This is a genomic window from Gilliamella sp. N-G2, assembly GCF_002142215.1.
Classification (GTDB): domain Bacteria; phylum Pseudomonadota; class Gammaproteobacteria; order Enterobacterales; family Orbaceae; genus Gilliamella.
The window spans coordinates 1-17,883 of the sequence record NZ_NAST01000003.1 but is presented as its reverse complement, the minus strand read 5'-3'; the positions used below and the strand labels follow the sequence as shown (position 1 = coordinate 17,883).

The 17,883-nt window shown below is 34.5% G+C and carries 17 protein-coding genes and 1 pseudogene; 5 read left to right on the top strand and 13 right to left on the bottom strand.

Annotated elements, in window-relative coordinates; genetic code table 11:
- The first annotated feature begins 172 nt into the window (after positions 1 to 172).
- On the top strand, positions 173 to 1,177 hold the full coding sequence (locus B6C99_RS02140) for a LacI family DNA-binding transcriptional regulator (protein WP_086321054.1): 1,005 nt from the start codon (positions 173 to 175) through the stop codon (positions 1,175 to 1,177).
- A 40-nt stretch (positions 1,178 to 1,217) separates the two neighbouring features.
- Here B6C99_RS02140 and B6C99_RS02135 read toward each other — a convergent pair whose 3' ends face one another.
- Entirely contained in the window at positions 1,218 to 2,687 is a 1,470-nt protein-coding gene (locus B6C99_RS02135; RefSeq protein ID WP_086358317.1) for a glycoside hydrolase family 32 protein, read from the bottom strand.
- 291 nt (positions 2,688 to 2,978) lie between these two features.
- Between B6C99_RS02135 and B6C99_RS02130 the strand changes: the two genes are divergently transcribed.
- Both B6C99_RS02130 and B6C99_RS02125 read left to right on the top strand, forming a co-directional pair.
- Positions 2,979 to 3,938 (top strand): aminoimidazole riboside kinase, encoded by a 960-nt coding sequence (locus B6C99_RS02130; protein ID WP_065613721.1) that lies wholly within the window; start codon positions 2,979 to 2,981, stop codon positions 3,936 to 3,938.
- A complete protein-coding gene (locus B6C99_RS02125; protein ID WP_173795325.1) occupies positions 3,939 to 4,508 on the top strand; it encodes a sugar O-acetyltransferase in 570 nt (189 codons plus the stop codon).
- A gap of 16 nt (positions 4,509 to 4,524) precedes the next feature.
- On the opposite strand, the gene ispC is transcribed toward B6C99_RS02125, so the two are convergent.
- The 10 genes from ispC to B6C99_RS02075 all read right to left on the bottom strand — a co-directional run bounded on the left by ispC (position 4,525) and on the right by B6C99_RS02075 (position 12,469).
- Positions 4,525 to 5,703 (bottom strand): 1-deoxy-D-xylulose-5-phosphate reductoisomerase, encoded by a 1,179-nt coding sequence (gene ispC, locus B6C99_RS02120; protein ID WP_086358315.1) that lies wholly within the window; start codon positions 5,701 to 5,703, stop codon positions 4,525 to 4,527.
- 1 nt (position 5,704) lies between these two features.
- Positions 5,705 to 6,466 carry a DNA-binding transcriptional repressor DeoR gene (deoR, locus tag B6C99_RS02115; protein WP_065613725.1) on the bottom strand — a complete coding sequence of 254 codons (762 nt, stop codon included), beginning with the start codon at positions 6,464 to 6,466 and terminating at the stop codon, positions 5,705 to 5,707.
- A gap of 59 nt (positions 6,467 to 6,525) precedes the next feature.
- The gene (deoC, locus tag B6C99_RS02110; protein WP_065579129.1) at positions 6,526 to 7,191 is read right to left on the bottom strand and encodes a deoxyribose-phosphate aldolase; all 666 of its coding nucleotides are present in this window, start codon (positions 7,189 to 7,191) and stop codon (positions 6,526 to 6,528) included.
- A 238-nt stretch (positions 7,192 to 7,429) separates the two neighbouring features.
- A complete protein-coding gene (frr, locus tag B6C99_RS02105; protein ID WP_065579130.1) occupies positions 7,430 to 7,987 on the bottom strand; it encodes a ribosome recycling factor in 558 nt (185 codons plus the stop codon).
- Positions 7,988 to 8,014: 27 nt separating this feature from the next.
- On the bottom strand, positions 8,015 to 8,749 hold the full coding sequence (gene pyrH, locus B6C99_RS02100) for a UMP kinase (protein ID WP_065579131.1): 735 nt from the start codon (positions 8,747 to 8,749) through the stop codon (positions 8,015 to 8,017).
- A 119-nt stretch (positions 8,750 to 8,868) separates the two neighbouring features.
- Positions 8,869 to 9,729 (bottom strand): translation elongation factor Ts, encoded by an 861-nt coding sequence (tsf, locus tag B6C99_RS02095; protein ID WP_065579132.1) that lies wholly within the window; start codon positions 9,727 to 9,729, stop codon positions 8,869 to 8,871.
- 84 nt (positions 9,730 to 9,813) lie between these two features.
- Positions 9,814 to 10,551, bottom strand: a complete 738-nt coding sequence (rpsB, locus tag B6C99_RS02090) for a 30S ribosomal protein S2 (protein ID WP_065579133.1) — start codon at positions 10,549 to 10,551, stop codon at positions 9,814 to 9,816.
- Between the two features lie 354 nt (positions 10,552 to 10,905).
- Complete coding sequence (locus B6C99_RS02085) at positions 10,906 to 11,241, bottom strand: zinc ribbon domain-containing protein YjdM (RefSeq protein ID WP_065579134.1); 336 nt, start codon at positions 11,239 to 11,241, stop codon at positions 10,906 to 10,908.
- Positions 11,242 to 11,336: 95 nt separating this feature from the next.
- On the bottom strand, positions 11,337 to 12,107 hold the full coding sequence (locus B6C99_RS02080) for a class I SAM-dependent methyltransferase (protein ID WP_086358314.1): 771 nt from the start codon (positions 12,105 to 12,107) through the stop codon (positions 11,337 to 11,339).
- A 14-nt stretch (positions 12,108 to 12,121) separates the two neighbouring features.
- Complete coding sequence (locus B6C99_RS02075; RefSeq protein WP_086358313.1) at positions 12,122 to 12,469, bottom strand: cupin domain-containing protein; 348 nt, start codon at positions 12,467 to 12,469, stop codon at positions 12,122 to 12,124.
- A 215-nt stretch (positions 12,470 to 12,684) separates the two neighbouring features.
- Between B6C99_RS02075 and B6C99_RS02070 the strand changes: the two genes are divergently transcribed.
- A complete protein-coding gene (locus B6C99_RS02070; RefSeq protein WP_086358312.1) occupies positions 12,685 to 13,398 on the top strand; it encodes a Crp/Fnr family transcriptional regulator in 714 nt (237 codons plus the stop codon).
- A gap of 38 nt (positions 13,399 to 13,436) precedes the next feature.
- On the opposite strand, the gene B6C99_RS02065 is transcribed toward B6C99_RS02070, so the two are convergent.
- Positions 13,437 to 15,500: a TonB-dependent receptor domain-containing protein gene (locus tag B6C99_RS02065; RefSeq protein WP_086358311.1), complete on the bottom strand. Its 2,064-nt coding sequence runs from the start codon at positions 15,498 to 15,500 to the stop codon at positions 13,437 to 13,439.
- Positions 15,501 to 15,809: 309 nt separating this feature from the next.
- Here B6C99_RS02065 and B6C99_RS02060 point away from each other — a divergent pair, with 309 nt between their 5' ends.
- A complete protein-coding gene (locus tag B6C99_RS02060; protein ID WP_086358310.1) occupies positions 15,810 to 17,255 on the top strand; it encodes a hypothetical protein in 1,446 nt (481 codons plus the stop codon).
- A gap of 416 nt (positions 17,256 to 17,671) precedes the next feature.
- On the opposite strand, the pseudogene B6C99_RS02055 reads toward B6C99_RS02060, so the two are convergent.
- Positions 17,672 to 17,883 (bottom strand): annotated as a pseudogene (locus B6C99_RS02055) (elongation factor Tu); the annotation flags it as partial.

Sequence of the window (17,883 nt, the reverse complement as noted above, 5' to 3'; positions counted from 1 at the left end):
TTAGTTTAACGTTAACATGTTAATGTTAACATTATGACCATAATTGAAATAAAATAGATACAATCAGATTTCATAAATGTTACTTTCCTCACACTTTTTATCATTTTTATTTGTGGTATCATCACACTAACTAAATATTAATTGTTTTTATGCTGAGTAAAAGGATCCAACTATGGCTTCACTAAAGGATGTGGCTAAACTGGCATCTGTTTCATTAATGACAGTGTCTCGAGCGATCAATAATCCTGAAAAATTAAATAAACAAACTTATAAAAAAGTGAAGAAAGCTATTGAAGAATTAAATTATGTGCCTGACTTATCAGCACGTAAAATTCGAGGTGATAATTCAGGGCCACATGCTATTGGCGTGTTGGCCTTAGAAACGGCAACGACACCATTTTCAGTTGAATTACTTCAAGCAATAGAAAAAACGGCACAGCAACATGGTTGGAATACATTTATCGTCAATTTATTTGATGATAAAGATGCAGATCATGCGATTAATACGCTTTTATCTTATCGGCCTAATGGTATTATTTATACCACAATGGGATTAAGAAAAGTTGAACTACCTGAAAAACTATTAGGTAAGAATCTAGTGTTAGCCAATTGTATTAGTGATTCAGAACAACTTGCTTGTTACATTCCTGATGATTATTCTGGTCAGTATCAAGCCATGCAAAACGTGATCAACAAAGGCTATAAAAAACCACTTTGCATTTATTTATCAGAAAATACCTTAGCCGGTAAAATTAGACGTAAAGCGGTTGAACAAGCATGGCTAGATGCAGGTAATGATTTAGCGGATATCAAAAGCTATCATACGTCTATATCCCCTGATAATCTTGCGTTAGAGTATATGATGACGGTAGAGATCTTAGCAAAACATTGTATTAAAAAACCTGATTTTGATGTATTGATCTGCGGTAATGACCGCATCGCTTTTGTTGCATATCAATTTTTACTTAGCAAAGGGTTTCATATACCGAAGGATATCGCCGTTCTTGGGTATGATAATATGGTTGGCACTGGTGAGCTTTTTTATCCTGCACTAACTACCGTGCAATTACCTCATTACGAAATAGGACAAGCCGCTGCATTACATATCATTAATGGCCTAAGCGAAAAAAATGTCACGCATATCCCATCGCCTTATTTAGCAAGAGAATCTGTCTAGAGTAAAAAAACCACCATATTATGGTGGTTTTTATTATCAATTACTGATAAATAGATTTTAATTGCCAGCTTTCTAATTTGCTAATTCTTGCTTGTCCATTTTCAGCAAATAAATTAATTAAACGTGTAGCTGGTAATTTTGGATAAATACGGCTTGAAAGACTATATAAATCTTTGTTGACGAAAACCTCGACTGATGATGCATCCACAAAAATATGCAATGTTACTTTTTTGTTTCTTGGTAATGGCACGCTGCGATAACCTTTTAAATCGAGTCCAGAAAGGCTTCGATCAAGAACCAGTCGATTAGATTGCAAGTCAATATACAATAATGTAGCTTGTTTACCATCTGAGGTGGCAGCGAGTTGTAAGCCAAAACGTTCGGCATTACTATTGGCTAAATCAATTTCAACATTAAGTTCACAACTAATTGACTCGATATCGGTATTTTTTAATTCATTATTTAATGTGATATTGGTTAATAATTGCGGTTTTTCTCGCAAAGCTTCAAGTTCTTTCACTGGTCGGTTACGAACTTTGTTTTGGCGATCGAGGATTAATTCACGTGGTAAAGTAAATGCCCCCATCCATTTATCGTGTTTACTTGGCATTTTTGACTCCCACATATCCATCCATGCAAATACAATTCGGCGACCATCAGCGGCAAGAAATGATTGTGGTGCATAAAAATCATGACCAAAATCCATCTCTTGGAATGATTTAATGACGGTAAATGGTTTACCAGGTTGCCAATCGCCAACAATATAACCCGATTGGAATCGATTACGATATTGATAACCTTTAGCGTGCATGCCTTGCGGTGAAAACATCAAGATCCATTTATCACCCAATGGGAAAAAGTCAGGACATTCAAGCATATAAACATTAGGATCAATATCACTGATAAGTACTTGATCAAATATCCAATCTTTTAAGTCAGTAGAACGATAAAGCAATACTTGCCCAATGTCATTGGCTTCTCGTTGCCCAACCACCATCCACCATTTTCCTTGTTGTTGCCAAACTTTAGGATCACGAAAATGCATAATCCCTTCTTTTGGTGTCAGCACAGTACCATGTTTTTCAAAATGAATACCATCTTTACTGGTAGCAAGACATTGGGTTTCACGAATATGTTCATCATTACCTTGACCATTTAGCCAGATATGACCAGTGTAAATTAAACACAGTTCACCATTATTATCTACGGCTGAACCAGAGAAACAACCGCTTTGGTCATAATCATGATCGGGTGCAATAGCAATAGGTAATCTTCGCCATGTAATCAGATCATCACTCACCGCATGACCCCAATGCATCGGCCCCCAATTTTCATCATAAGGATGATGTTGGTAAAAGGCATGATATTGCCCTTTATAATAAACTAATCCATTGGGATCGTTCATCCAGCCAGCTGGTGGTGCTAAATGAAAATGAGGGTAATACTGTTTATTTATTTGTTGTTCTAGTTTTTCTACAGCTTGGTTTGCTTTATCAATTGCAGTATTCATAACATTACCTTCGTTCAAATTGAGTTAAGTTAATATAATTACATACTACCTCAAAATATTTGTTAACGTTAACTTATAATAAAATAAACGTTAATTTATGTGATACTAGTCACATATTTTTAACGTTAACAATGATTTTTTTTATAAATGATTTAGTTTATTATTAATATTGATTATCAGCATATCAATTAATTAGTCATTAATTAACTAATTTAATCGAAAAGTATAGTGCAATAACATTAATCGTGTTACATACATTCAATCCTTTTTAACAATAATATGAGTGACAAAATGAAAAATACAAAAGTATGGTCTCTTGGTGATGCCGTTATTGACTTATTGCCATTTGGTGAAATGAACTATCGAGCTTGTGCTGGTGGGGCTCCCGCGAATGTTGCCATTGCGATAGCTAAGTTAGGGCTACCATCGGCTTTTATTGGTCGAGTTGGTAATGATCCATTTGGCCACTTTATGGAAAAAACTTTTTGTGAACATCATGTTGATTGTCAAAGTCTTGAAAAGGACGATGAGCATAGAACGAGTACTGTGGTAGTTGATTTAGGAGATAATGGTGAACGCAGTTTCACTTTTCTTGTTTCGCCTTCAGCTGATCAATTTTTATCTGAACAAGCATTGCCGGATTTTAATCAGGACATTTTACATTTTTGTTCTTTGGCGTTAGTTGGCACAACCTGTCGACAAACATTAAAAACAGCTATTGAAAAGCTGACTGCCAAAAATGGCTTAATTAGCTTTGATATTAATTTGCGCGAACAAATGTGGCAGGATAAAAATGAAATGCGCACTATTATTACCCAATTTTGTCACGATGCAGATATTCTTAAACTTTCAGATGAAGAGCTATTCTGGTTAACGGAAAGTCAAGATTGGCATGTAGCACTTAATAAACTGCAACAACATTATAATGCACCACTTAAATTAATCACTAAAGGTAAAGACGGTAGTATTGTGTTATGGCAAGGTAAAACGTTTAGTTTCGACTCTTTCCATGTTAATAGTATTGATACAACAGGCGCAGGCGATGCGTTTGTTGCTGGATTACTTAGTAGTATTGCTTCATCGGGAATGCCGGAAGATAAATTAATGTTAGAAAGTATGATGACGATAGCCAGCGCTTGTGGGGCATTGGCTACTACTAAAAAAGGCGCATTAACAGCATTACCGGATAGTGCATTTTTACAATCCTTTATTAGTGATAACCCAGCGCTAATTGCTAAACAAATGGTGTAAATAATGACAGAAAAACAAAAAATGCTAACAGGACTACTTTATGATCCTAGTATCGATGAACTTGAAAATGAACGGCTTTATGCCCAAGATATCTGTTTTCAGTTAAATCAATTATCGCCAAGTGCTATTGATAAACGGCAACGATTATTCAAGACATTATTAGGAAAAACGAAACAGAAATTTACCATAATGCCCGGCTTTCAGTGTGATTACGGCTATAATATTGAAATCGGCGAGGATTTTTTTGCTAATTTTAACTGTATTATATTAGACGCAGCTAAAGTAACATTTGGTGATAATGTCCTTGTCGCGCCTAATTGCGGTTTTTATACTTCAGGTCATCCACTTGATAGCCAAACGAGGAGTAGTGGATTGGAGTTTGCTAAACCGATTACGGTTGGTAATAATGTTTGGATTGGCGGTAATGTTATTGTATTACCGGGTGTAACAATTGGTGATAATAGTGTTATTGCTGCCGGAAGCATTGTTGATCGTGATATACCTAGCAATGTTATTGCTATGGGGTGTCCCTGCCGAGTTCATAAAAAGTTAGCAGGGAAATGCTCCTAACTTTTTGGCCGTATAGCTATAATTTTATGCAGGTTTGTCTTGCCCATAGATCGATAGCAAATACGTCTTCAATCGTGGTTGGTTCAGGAAAGTCAAGTGTTTCTAAAACTGTTGATACCTGTTTAGCTATATCCATAAAGCCGATTTTGTTTTGAAGAAATGCCTCTACAGCAATTTCATTAGCCGCATTAAGTGCCGTGGTCGCAGCTTGTCCTTGATTAAATGCATCAATCGCTAATTTTAAACAAGGATAGCGATTAAAATCAGGTTGAGTAAAAGTGAGTGATGAAATTTTAGTAAAATCTAATGCTGGGACCGTTGATGAAATTCTATCTGGATATGACATGGCATAGGCTATTGGTGTACACATATCAGGCATTCCGAGCTCGGCAATTACACTACCATCTTGGTAACGAACCATTGAATGTATTATTGATTGTGGATGAATTATAATTTCCATCTCGTCAGCACTAGCATTAAATAGCCAACGGGCTTCAATATATTCTAGTCCTTTATTCATCATGGTGGCCGAATCGACAGAGATTTTCTTACCCATTGACCAGTTAGGATGAGCAATAGCTTGTTCGGGTGTGACACTAGATAATTGATTGAGTGGTAAATCTCTAAATGGCCCTCCAGAACCCGTTAGGACAATTTTAGTGATACCATAATCGGTTAAATTAGCAAATCCTAAATTTTGTTGGACTGTTGTTGGTAGGCTCTGAAAGATTGCATTGTGTTCACTATCAACAGGTAATAGCTGTGCACCATACTGTTTGACTGCCTGCATAAATAAATGACCACAAGTTACCAAAGATTCTTTATTTGCTAATAAAATTCGTTTGCCTTTCTTTATGGCGGAAAGTGTTGGTTTTAATCCTGCTGCCCCGACTATAGCTGCCATTACCATATCTACTTCGGTAAGCTCTGCTAAATCGCATATAGCTTGTTGACCATGTAATACTTCAATATTTAATTTTAGCTCAAGCAGATTTTTTCTAAGTTGCTGTGCCGCCTGTTCATCAGCCATTGCGACATAATTTGGCCTAAATTCCAAACATTGTTCAGTCATTTTGCCAACATTCTGCCCACCAGTTAAAGCAAATGCTTTAAATAAATCTGGATTTTGTCGAATAACGGCCAAAGTGCTGCAACCTATTGAACCAGTTGAGCCTAAAATTGTGATATTTTTCATATTAGTAAATTAAACTTATGTTGTTTTCATTAAAAAAAGAAACAAATCTCTCATCGGGCAGTTTATCAGTAATTATCTGATCGAACAAAGTCAATTCACTAATAAATGCCGGCTTTATTTGATTAAATTTAGTATGATCGGCAATCAATATTTTTTGCGCTGATTTTTTCATTGCTTGTTGCTTCATATCTAATTCTTCAAAATGATAACAAGTTACTCCTTGTTGCAAATCAATACCTGCTGCTGAAATAAAGGCTTTATTCGGACAGATAGAATCTAACTGGTTGGATTGATGTAAACTTGTAAAGATAGCATTATTTGGTTGGAATTGACCACCGCATAAAATGATCTTACATTTAGGTTTATGTTGTAGTGCCAATAAACTATTTAATGAATAACAGATAGCAGTAAATGCAATATCATTATCTATTGCATTAATGATAAAAGGCATGGTGGTGCCACAATCAAAAAATATTGTATCGTTTTCATTGATAAATTGACTAACAAGTTTTGCAATATAAGCTTTTTCTTCAACTTGCTTATCCTGCTGATCTGAAACGAAATATTTTGCGATTGAATGACGGTCTTCATTGACAATATAGCCACCTAAGACAATTAATGAGGAGGGGCAATTGTTAAGATCACGCCTGATAGTCATTTCTGACACTGCTAATTTTTCTGCCGCTGCTTTTAGGTGAATCTTGTCAGTGTTTTTTAGGATTTCAAGGAGTTCATTTATTCTTTTTTGTGGTTGAGTTTCCATTGTTTTTCCTAAATAACAAAAAGCTACATAATATATATGTAACTTATTGTTATGATTGATTAGTAATTGCTAGATGATGTACTGTTACCTGAAACGATTGCAATACCAGCACTTGCGCCTAAACGATTTGCACCAGCTTGAACCATTTTTTCGGCAGTCATACGATCACGAATACCACCAGACGCTTTCACGCCCATATTTTCACCGACTGTTTCACGCATTAATTTTACATCTTCAACTGTTGCTCCAGAAGTACTAAAGCCGGTAGATGTTTTGACGAAAGCAACGCCAATATCTTTACAAATTGTACAAACTTTAACAATTTCTTCTTTGGTTAATAAGCAAGTTTCTAAAATAACTTTTAATGGTACTGAACCGCAGGCTTTGAATACCGCTTCGATATCATTTTTAACTGCATCCCAATTATTGCTTTTTAGCCAACCGACATTGATTACCATGTCAATTTCTTCTGCACCAGCTTTAACAGCCATTTCTGTTTCATAAGCTTTAGCTGACGTAAGCATAGCACCAAGTGGAAAACCGACTACTGAACATACTTTTACATCACTACCTTTTAATAACTCTGCCACTAAAGGTACATAGCCAGAATTAACGCACACAGAATAAAAATGATATTCTTTTGCTTCATCACAGAGTTTTCGAATCTGATCTTCAGTCGCATTCATCGCTAATAAAGTATGATCAATATACTTTGCATAATCCATAAGGGTTTCCTTAAATTTTTTATTAATGTTAAATCTAGTTAATTTTGTTAATCTGTAAATAGTAATGTTATAAAAATAACAAACATAACCAAATAATGTTACTTTAATAACATTATATCGCTAATTTGTGAGAATTTGAAATATAACAACTATTATTAATATGTTAAAGAAATAAATAAAAACGCCCAATTTAATAAAATTGGGCGTCAAAATGGTATTTATGAATTTTTGAAATAGATTAGAATTCCATTAATTCTTTCTCTTTCTCTGCAAGTACTGCATCTAATTTTTTAATAGCAGCATCAGTAGCTTTTTGAATTAAATCTTGTGATTTACGTTCATCATCTTCAGAAATTTCTTTATCTTTCAATAATGCTTTGATTTGATCATTGGCATCACGACGGATATTACGGATCGATACACGGCCTTGCTCTGCCTCACCACGAACAATTTTAGTTAAATCACGACGGCGCTCTTCAGTAAGCGGTGGTAACGGAACTCGAATAACGGTACCCGCTGATGCCGGATTTAATCCTAAATCTGAAGTTAAAATTGCTTTTTCAATTAATGGTGTTAATGATTTATCAAATACTGTAATTGCAAGGGTTCTTGCATCTTCAGCAACTATATTGGCTAATTGACGAAGTGGTGTTGGGCTACCATAATACTCAACCATAATGCCATCTAATAAACTTGGCGATGCACGACCAGTTCTAATTTTAGAAATATGATTCTGAAACGCATCAATACTTTTTTCCATGCGCTCTTGCGCTTCTTTTTGAATCTCATTTAGCATAATAAAAACCTTTTTAAATAAATAAGACTAGCAGCTAACTGTAGCCTGATTATTGATTAATGTTCCTTCTGATTCGCCTAGAATGACGCGACGTAATGCCCCCGGTTTATTCATATTAAACACACAAATTGGTAGATTATGATCACGAGCCAATGTAAATGCGGCTAAATCCATCACTTTTAATTCATCATCTAACACTTTCTCGTAATTAAGTGTTTTATAAAGTGTTGCATTAGGATCTTTTACCGGATCGGCTGAATAAACACCATCAACTTTGGTTGCTTTTAAAACCACATCAGCTTCAATTTCAATACCTCTTAAACAGGCTGCTGAGTCAGTTGTGAAAAATGGGTTACCGGTTCCAGCCGAAAGGATAACGACTTTACCATGTTTAAGCAAGCTGATTGCTTCAGTCCAGCGATAATCATCACAAACGCCGTTTAATGGAATTGCCGACATCAAACGGGCATTAACTTCAATTCGGTGCAATGCATCACGCATAGCAAGACCGTTCATTACTGTGGCAAGCATACCCATATGGTCACCAACAACACGGTTCATGCCTGCTTTAGCAAGTCCTGCACCACGAAATAGATTACCACCCCCAATAACAACAGCAACCTGAACTCCCATGTCGATAAGTTCTTTAATTTCTTGAGCCATACGATCAAGAACGGTTGGATCAATACCAAAACCTTCATCACCTTGCAGCGCTTCACCACTAAGTTTGAGAAGGATACGTTTATAGAAAGGGGTTACCATATGAAGTCTCACTATTTCGTTATTTAATTACTTAAAAAGCTAGCATAACTAGCCGGCAATCATTTTAAAATATTTTGTGGATAAACAAAACCGCCATGAAGGCGGTTTTGATAAAACAATTAAGATTGTTTCGACATCGCAGCCACTTCTGCTGCAAAATCAACTTCGACTTTTTCGATACCTTCACCCACTTCAAAGCGGATAAATGATGCAACAGTCGCTTTTTTCTCAGTAAGTAAATCACCAACTGTTTTGCTTGGATCCATTACAAATGGTTGACCAGTAAGTGATACTTCACCAGTGAATTTACGCATACGGCCTTCAACCATTTTTTCTGCGATTTCACGAGGTTTACCAGATTGCATTGCAATATCAATTTGAATATTACGTTCATGCTCAACCACATCTGCAGGTACATCGCTAGGGTCAACATATTCTGGTTTGCTTGCTGCAATGTGCATTGCAATGTGTTTAACTAATTCTTCATCACAACCACTGTTAGCTGCAACTAAAACACCAATACGTGCACCGTGTTGATAACTACCAACTACATCGCCAGTAATTTGTTGAACACGACGGATGCCGATGTTTTCACCAATTTTAGCAACTAATGCAGTACGTTCTTCTTCAAATTTTGCTTGTAAAGCTGCAATATCAGTGATTTTATCATTTAAAGCAGCTGTTGCTACTTTATCACTGAATTCTAAGAAACCAGCATCTTTAGCAACAAAGTCAGTTTCACAGTTAATTTCTAAAATAACACCAACTTTTTTATCTGCTGAAATTTTAGAAATAATTACACCTTCAGCTGCCACACGACCTGCTTTTTTAGCTGCTTTGGCTTGACCTGATTTACGCATGTTGTCGATAGCAAGATCGATATCACCATTTGCTTCAACTAATGCTTTTTTACATTCCATCATACCTGCGCCAGTTCTTTCGCGCAGTTCTTTTACCATAGAAGCGGTAACTTCAGCCATTTTAAAATCCTCTATTTAACCATTATGATGATTTTCATTAGAATGGGTCGACGATATTATCGACCCTGAAAATATTTGAGTTTATTATTCTGCTGCTGGAGCTTCTTCAACAAAGCTTTCTTCAGATACTGGAGATTGGTTTTGTTCACGACCTGAACGTACTGCTTCAGCAACTGCATTTGCATATAATTGAATTGCACGGATTGCGTCATCATTACCAGGAACAATGTAATCAATACCATCTGGATCTGAGTTAGTATCAACAACAGCAATGACTGGAATACCTAAATTGTTAGCTTCTTTGATTGCGATATGTTCATGGTCTGCACCAATAACAAAAATCACATCGGGTAAGCCACCCATATTTTTAATTCCACCCAAGCTATTTTCTAATTTAGCCATTTCACGAGCACGCATAAGTGCTTCTTTCTTGGTTAATTTATCAAATGTACCATCATTAGCTTGTGTTTCTAAATCTTTTAAACGTTTGATTGATTGACGTACTGTTTTCCAGTTTGTCAACATACCACCTAACCAACGGTGATTAACGTAGTATTGTCCACAGCTTTCTGCTGCTTGTTTAATTGCTTCACTTGCAGCACGTTTTGTACCAACAAATAGAATTTTACCTTTACGCGCAGCAACTTTGTTTAATTCAGCTAATGCTTCATTGAACATTGGTACTGTTTTTTCAAGATTGATGATGTGAACTTTGTTACGAGCACCAAAAATAAATGGTTTCATTTTTGGGTTCCAATAACGAGTTTGGTGTCCAAAGTGTACACCTGCTTGTAACATATCGCGCATTGATACTGTAGTCATGATTTCCTCATTTTTACGTTGGGGTTATGCCTCCACATATCCGCTTTATCCGACCTTATTACTTTAAGTAAAAGGCACCCCGGCAAAGAGTAATGATATGTGTGTGTTATAACGTTAATTAATTATTAAATTTTATGCTGATATTTCAGATTATTTTCAATAAAAATAATCTGAAATATCGCGCGCGTTTTATACCACATTTAAATTAAGATTACCAGAAGTATTTATTTTTATAGGTGATGAAATATTAGTTTTTTATTAAAGGTTGTGGATTTGGTCTGGAAAAATAACGATATAAGCTAACAAAGTCAATTTATTAGCTTATATTAAAAAGTTGTATGTTGCTTTAAATTATTAAGCCTTTTTAACAAAACAGGCTTTAAGCATTACTTTCATGCCATCGATTTTACAATCAATTTCGTGATCACCGTCTACTAGACGAATGCCTTTAGCTTTAGCGCCTTTTTTGAGGACGGTTGATGAGCCTTTTAATTTTAAATCTTTAATCAAAATAATATCATCGCCATCAACTAACAAATTGCCATTGCTATCTTTAACTTGTAATTCATCGGTTGTCGAAGTTTCTTGATTTGGATCCCATTCGTGTGCACATTCCGGACAAACATAAAAAGTACCATCGTGGTAAGTGTGTTCAGATTGGCAAGCCGGGCAATTAGGTATAGATTCCATAGTTTTTCATTAATCCAAATTAAATAAAATGATGTCCACTATAGCAAAAAAAGACTATTTAGTCATGATATTCAGCTATACCTAATAGTTTTTTATTATTTCGGTTTGACACTACAGATAGCAATGTAATTAAGGTATTTTTTATTTTTTCTAAATGTTTTAAACATTTTGATAAATTGTGGTCGATTTTGTTTATGTAATGCATTACCAACAATTTTGATTGCACCAAAAAATCCTTCATCGGTAATCATACCTCGTGGTGACATTAACGTCATAGCGGCATGTTCTGATTTTATATTGATAAATCCTATAGTTGAAAAAAGATTAATCCATTCATCATGACTCATAGGCTGTGCATTAACATTGATCGCATTATGAATCTGTGCCATGATGTCTTGAGAGTTTTCTGGATTTACTAACATAATGTCATGCGTTAATAATTTTCCACCTGGTTTTAATACTCGAAAATACTCGCTGAGTAAGCGAGCTTTCGCCTTGTCTGCATACATGGTTAACATCGCTTCATTAATTACAATATCAAAGCTGTTATCAGGGAAAGGTAATTTGGAAGCGTCGGCTTGTTGTATATCGACTAACTGACTAACATTATTTTTTATAACATTTTGTTTGGCTTTCTCTAATGCCATTTTATCCATGTCGATACCAATAATATGGCATTTAAATCGCTTAGCTATTTCGATAGAGGTCGTACCCATATTGCATGCGATCTCTAACACTTGGCTTTGTGGCGTAAATTCTGCTTGTTTAAATAACCATTCCGTAGCTTTCTTTCCCCCTGGGCGTAACCTTGTTTTCCCTAAACGAGCAAGAAATTTATGGCCAGCTTCTTTTTTAATTTGTTCCATTGTCTATCCTTAGTTTAATTAGTCTTTAATGTGATTTCTCTCAACATAATTAATAGCATTTTTGCTGGTATTGGTGCTTCAACAGCATGAGGGATATTAGCTGGCATTTTTACTATCGTTCCTGGTTCAGCTTTAACTGGTTTGCCATCAATAATTAAATTTAATTGCCCTTCTATGACCATAACGATCGCATCAAATGGTGCACTATGTTCAGAGAGACCTTGTCCTTTATCAAAAGCAAATAAGGTTAAGTTACCACCAGATGTTTTAGCTAATACTCGACTAGCAATACCTTGCTCCGTTTGTTTAATTAATGAAGCTAAATTTAGTTCTTGTGCTGGAGGAATAATATTATTTGGCATAAGATGCTCCTGTTTTTCAGTAAGTGCAAAACAAAATATAATTGTTATTTTGGTCAATGCTTATGATATAGGTTATAAGTGGTTAAATCATTTTTGTTAAAAAACATTATAATTCATATGGTTATTGATAATTAATAATAAGGCTTTATTTATTGAAATAAGAATTATTATCAATTATATTGAAGTCATTCTAAATTTATTATTAGGCAATCCCTATGACATTTGTCAAAAATATACCAACTCAAGATGAGATTTTAACTTGGTTAAATAATGTAAAAATGTTTGATGGGTTAACCACTGATGCATTAATACCAATCCTTGAAAATGCTAGTTATATGGAATTTAGTACCGGTGAGCTAATTAGTTATGAAGGTATGCCTTTTTCTGGTTGTTCTTTGGTTCTTGCTGGTAAAGTTGAGGTATTTAGAAATACTTATTTAGGTGAAGAAAAAGTTTTTGGGATTTTTTCGCCTTATGAATTAGTTGCCATTGTTGCAGTGTTTATGCCTCATAATCGCTTTCCCATGACAATTCGAGCAAAAACTAATTGCTCATTATTATTACTTGAAAAAAATAGCGTATTACAAGTTTGTATGAATAATCCTATTGTTATGCAACGCTTGTTAGTGCAATTTAGTACTAAACTATACGAACAAATTAATAACATCGATTGGTTAACATCCAGTTCGGCAGAACAGCGTTTAGCTACTTATATTTTATCGTTATCTTCGAAACAAGATACAAGTTTTGTGTTACCAATATCACGCAGTCAATTGGCAACTAAGCTCGGTATCCGTTATGAAACGTTAAGCCGACTAATTTCTAGTTGGCGTAAACAAAAAATAATTGAAATTAAATTGAATCAGGTAACAATTTTAAAGAGAACCTATCTTCACCAGCTTACGCTTCCTTCTCAACGTTCATTTTAAGTAGCTGTATCTGACAGCATTACTGTCAGATACACTTTTTAGAAGTAATAAACAAGCCCACTATTGAGATTGAATCCCATAGCTGGGAATAAAGTATTTTCTTGTTTTGATTTTACTACATTATTAGCAACCGAGGCGGTAGCATAATGTTTGTTGGTTAGGTTATCTGCAGTTAAATAAGCCGACCAACCATTAGAATTTTGATAATTAATTTTAAAGCCTAAAGCTACATATTTATCTCGGTATTGAACATTCATATTATTGGCATGATCAACCGGCGTATTTGTTGGGGACCAGTGAATATTTGGGCCAAGTGTCCAGTTATCATATTTATATAAAATTTCTGCAGTAATCGTATTTTTTGGGATGCCGGCAATATAATTACGATTATATTCGCCACCCATAAAACGAAAATCGTTATACGTCCAAGCTAGATGATATTCAATATCGCCAGAAATAAAAACTGAAGGTATTAGTCCTTTTAGGCCTGCTTCTATCCCTTGATGACGTGTTTTGGCGCCATAATTAAATACCCCTATTGCCGTTCCACTTGTGTCGTAAGTGGTAATATATTCATCTTTAATGATGCTTCTATATAAAGCAATATCCCAGTTTAATTCTTGGGTTATCTTACCATTACCACCAATTTCAGCAGTAATGCCTTTTTGACGATTTAATTTGTTAATTTTGGCTTTCATGCCATCGCTAGTAATAATTTCACGAAAGGATGCGGGTTCGTTACTGGTGCTTAAATTGGCATAAAATCGCGTATCATTAGTTTGATTCCAAATTACCCCTAATTTGGGTGACCAAAATGTCCATGCTTGATCAAGGGCGTTTTTATTGTGCCGCGCATCAACCTCTCGTTTGGCATGCGTAATTTTAGTATCTAAATTGAGTTGCCATTCATTGTTGATTTGCCATAAGGAGCTAATAGAACCATATACGTTTTCTGCGGTAGCATCATATTTTCCCAGTGAACGTTTATTCATTTTGGTATGACGTCGATTCATCAATAATTGACGATCAAGATTGGTTTTATCCCATGCTAGAGCTGATCGATAGCTAAAATTATCAAAGGTCATATTATAAGTTAATTGACTACCAATAGTGTTACTATCACTTAAAACATAATCGGTTGGCGTAACAAAATTATCATGTGTACGCTGATACCATAATCCTAGCTCAATGGCTTGGTTATCTAGGGTCCAATTTGCGCGGTTAGCAATACGCCCCTGTTGAACATTACGATGCGGATCCCGCATTTGCACAACTTTAAAAATACTCGTTGGATCACTTTTGCTTTTACGTTGCGATAAAGGTCCTGGAATATCAAAACGTAAATCTGTCCAACTTAACCATGTTCTATTTTCAAAGTTTTCATTACTATAACCAAAGTTAGATCGAACCGTTTTCCGTTGCGAAGTTGAATGATCTCGATAACCATCAAAATGGTCATAAGATAGGCTAATGCGACCATCCATATCATAACCGCTATGACCTAATGCGATTTGTGCGGCTTCTCGACCAAATGCACCATATTCATAACGAGCACTACCAAGTTCATCTTTTCCTGTGTATGAGATGAAATTCAATTCTCCCCCTAAACTATTAGCTTGAGGATGGGTATTATTGGCTCCACGGTAAACTGAAATTAACCGAGCTTCACGCATATCTAAGGTACTAATATGGAAATTACCATCAGCATCCGTGATAGGTAGCCCATCTTGTAATAGTAAGACCCCTCTTGATAGTGGCGCGCTTTGCACTCCGGAACCACGAATGTTTAATCTTGGTTGATCTGTACCGCCAAAAAAATTTTGAATAATAATTCTAGGTTGATAATCAAGCGCATCTTGTAGTGTGGATAATCTATTTTCCTGTTCTGGAATGATTAAGTTAGTTGCTCCAGCAGTTTGTTTTTGTTTAACTTGTTCCTGCTGAAAAGTCGGAGACAATGAATTTTTTCTATTATCACTATCATTAGGGGTAACAATAATTGTATCATGACTTGTCTCGGCTAATGCATAACCGCTAAACATCATAGGCGAATAGAATAGGGTTAATATACTTATTTGAATAACTTTATTTTTTCTGCACATAACGTCTCACTTCTCATTCGATTTAATGATAATGATTATTATTTACACAAAAACAAGAAACACTATGACATTTGTCAATTGAGATAAAAAATTTATATAATTAACCAAAATTAAAGTTGTTAGTGGTTTATGTTATTTTTTAAATAACAGTTTAAGTTAACAAAGCTTTACCTTAAAAAAAATGCAAAGTTGTTTAATTATTTTATAATGATCACATTGAATTAAATTTGGTGACTAACTCATTATTGCCAAAGTCTATTTGATTAATTTTTTTAATAATATATTAATTTTTATGAGGTTTGGCTTAAAATGTTAAAATATAAAGGACAACTGACAACTGACAACGTAATTAAGGGAAGACTTTTATCTTATTTTAAGACATCACAATCAAATATCTTTAACTTAGTCCTATTTTTAGGAAAACTAATTTATCAATTAAGTTTAACTATTTTTTCAGTGTGCTTAGTAAACTTACCTTCCGCTTATGGTTTGGCAACAAAAACTGCAAACGGTATTCATGGTTACGCACCAGAGATTATTAATACTCAGCTAGCATCAGATAAACATGGGTTTACATTGAATGGAGTATTTTATAGTGAATCAACAGGAAATATAAAAGAAAATGAAATAAAGGAATTTGATGGTGATTTAACATTTAATGATTTCAGTATCAAAATATTTGGTTATGGATCATTAGATCCTCAAATAAATTATCAAGACATTGATGGAGATAGCATTGATCCAACTCACCCATTTTTAGAGAAAGATGCTTATTTCCAATGGTATGATGCTAATGATAAGAAAATACCGAAAGGTGATAATAATAAGATAATGGGTTGTGGAAGTGGTTATCCAATGCCATTAAAATTGGAAATAGGTTCAAAAGTACAAACATTTTCACAGTATGGTATACCAAAAGAAAGTGATTTTTTGCTAATAACTAAATTTTATGAGATTTCATTAAAGCCTAAAATATGCTACGCAAGACCTAATGCAACTATAATTACTCAAAATGCACAATGGCATAGTTTTGATGTAAATGGTAATTCTGAAAAATGGAATCTTGATAATGCTGTAATTAGTCCAGAATATGGAGGAGGGCATTCGCCTGATTATATATTGGATTTAGGTTTTAAAGCAAATCCAAACGCTTCAAATGGTAGAATATTTCCGACCACAGGATTCCCTGGTGCAAAATTCCAATTAGTCATGGTTGGAGCACAGACGGATTATAAGTTTAATATTAAATCTTTTTCAAAAGATGTTGTTGATGTTGACTATCAGGGATTTGTAACATTGTGGAAAAAACCGTCAGGACCAATAACTGTTCAAGTAGTAAATAAAAAAAATGAATTAATGAAATTTAATTATACGTTTACACCTACCAATGTATGGGCAGTTCCTACAGGAGATTATAATGGAGGATGGTTAGAAGCTTCAACAACCAAATGTGGTGGAACAGAAAAGGTATTAAGTAGGAAAGAACTAACTAATTCACCTAAAAATAGTGCGCCGATGCAATGGAAATATCATGATAATAACTATACGAGATCTATTGATTTTAGTTTAGGCGCTGAATGGGGACCAATGAACGAAAACACTTATCCAGAATCTGCATGGCGATCTAAACATTACTGGACTAGAGATAATTATACTAATGACAGACAGTTTGTTGTACATTCTGTAAATGGTGGTGTAGGTTACGATGGTTATGAAAATATAGGAAGTATTAATTATATTGCTTGTAAAAATTAACTATCCAAAATTTTTTATAATTATTAAAAGAATAATTTTTTCCATTATATAAATAAAAAATTTGATGGTTTAAACTCTGATAATAAAACTTTAAGAGTAATGAGTAAATTTATTATTGCAGTTAAGTTAATTGAAAGCGACATCTCCTCTTAGCGTGATTTAATGAATGAAAAGTTAAAATTTCGAAGATAACGTATTGGCGAGAAAAGAGATGTCAATTAATAACTAAAAAGTCATTAATTAATATTTAAAATGAGTTTAGTTATTTAAGACATAATTGACTTTTATTATTCATCAATATGAATTTTTATAGGAAAATTTGTTTATAAAGATTTTAAAAGGTAAACGTAAAATTATATAGGAGTTAATAAAGCGCATTTATTTATGCGCTTTATACTTAATGTAGTAGGTTTAAATTATTTAATAACCTTAGCAACAACACCAGCACCAACAGTACGACCACCTTCACGGATAGCGAAACGTAAACCGTCTGCCATTGCGATTGGGTGAATTAATGATACTGTCATTTTGATGTTATCACCTGGCATTACCATTTCTACGCCTTCTGGTAATTCGATAGTACCTGTTACGTCTGTTGTACGGAAGTAGAACTGTGGACGGTAACCTT

Excerpts from the sequence above, each read along its gene's own strand:
- B6C99_RS02140 (WP_086321054.1), top strand. The coding sequence starts at position 173 with ATGGCTTCACTAAAGGATGTGGCTAAACTGGCATCTGTTTCATTAATG.
- B6C99_RS02135 (WP_086358317.1), bottom strand. The coding sequence starts at position 2,687 with ATGAATACTGCAATTGATAAAGCAAACCAAGCTGTAGAAAAACTAGAA.
- B6C99_RS02130 (WP_065613721.1), top strand. The coding sequence starts at position 2,979 with ATGAAAAATACAAAAGTATGGTCTCTTGGTGATGCCGTTATTGACTTA.
- ispC (WP_086358315.1), bottom strand. The coding sequence starts at position 5,703 with ATGAAAAATATCACAATTTTAGGCTCAACTGGTTCAATAGGTTGCAGC.
- deoR (WP_065613725.1), bottom strand. The coding sequence starts at position 6,466 with ATGGAAACTCAACCACAAAAAAGAATAAATGAACTCCTTGAAATCCTA.
- deoC (WP_065579129.1), bottom strand. The coding sequence starts at position 7,191 with ATGGATTATGCAAAGTATATTGATCATACTTTATTAGCGATGAATGCG.
- frr (WP_065579130.1), bottom strand. The coding sequence starts at position 7,987 with ATGCTAAATGAGATTCAAAAAGAAGCGCAAGAGCGCATGGAAAAAAGT.
- pyrH (WP_065579131.1), bottom strand. The coding sequence starts at position 8,749 with ATGGTAACCCCTTTCTATAAACGTATCCTTCTCAAACTTAGTGGTGAA.
- tsf (WP_065579132.1), bottom strand. The coding sequence starts at position 9,729 with ATGGCTGAAGTTACCGCTTCTATGGTAAAAGAACTGCGCGAAAGAACT.
- rpsB (WP_065579133.1), bottom strand. The coding sequence starts at position 10,551 with ATGACTACAGTATCAATGCGCGATATGTTACAAGCAGGTGTACACTTT.
- B6C99_RS02085 (WP_065579134.1), bottom strand. The coding sequence starts at position 11,241 with ATGGAATCTATACCTAATTGCCCGGCTTGCCAATCTGAACACACTTAC.
- B6C99_RS02080 (WP_086358314.1), bottom strand. The coding sequence starts at position 12,107 with ATGGAACAAATTAAAAAAGAAGCTGGCCATAAATTTCTTGCTCGTTTA.
- B6C99_RS02075 (WP_086358313.1), bottom strand. The coding sequence starts at position 12,469 with ATGCCAAATAATATTATTCCTCCAGCACAAGAACTAAATTTAGCTTCA.
- B6C99_RS02070 (WP_086358312.1), top strand. The coding sequence starts at position 12,685 with ATGACATTTGTCAAAAATATACCAACTCAAGATGAGATTTTAACTTGG.
- B6C99_RS02065 (WP_086358311.1), bottom strand. The coding sequence starts at position 15,500 with ATGTGCAGAAAAAATAAAGTTATTCAAATAAGTATATTAACCCTATTC.
- B6C99_RS02060 (WP_086358310.1), top strand. The coding sequence starts at position 15,810 with ATGTTAAAATATAAAGGACAACTGACAACTGACAACGTAATTAAGGGA.